This window comes from Cupriavidus sp. 8B (assembly GCF_054589115.1).
Genome location: NZ_BAAILO010000307.1, coordinates 1 through 325, shown reverse-complemented (window position 1 = coordinate 325; position 325 = coordinate 1). Strand labels below are relative to the sequence as shown.

The 325-nt window shown below is 64.3% G+C and carries 1 pseudogene; it reads right to left on the bottom strand.

The annotated features are described in order from the left end of the window. Positions 1-246, bottom strand: a pseudogene (locus tag ACYP5B_RS30885) (ATPase); the annotation flags it as partial. Positions 247-325: the final 79 nt, after the last annotated feature.

Below are 325 nucleotides of genomic sequence, written 5' to 3'. Positions count from 1 at the left end.
GAGCAAAAGCAACCGCTTGCGCTGGGAAGATGCACCGGGCTTCTTCAGCAGTGCTCCCGCGCCGGCTTGCGCGGCCAACGCTTCCAGCGCAAAAGGAAGGTGCGTGATCCGGCGGTCGGTCGGCAACAATGCCATCAGCTCCGGCGCGTTGCCCACCAGCTTGAAGTCCCCGTCGCACTTCGTCGGGAAATCGGCCGCAAGCTGGGCGAGCGTCTTCTCGTCGTGCACGACCTGATCGAAGCCCACGCGGGGGCGGCCTTTGACGATGCCGCAGACCAGATAGATAGGTGGCTGGCTAGGCGCGTCCAGGCGGAACACAAAGAAG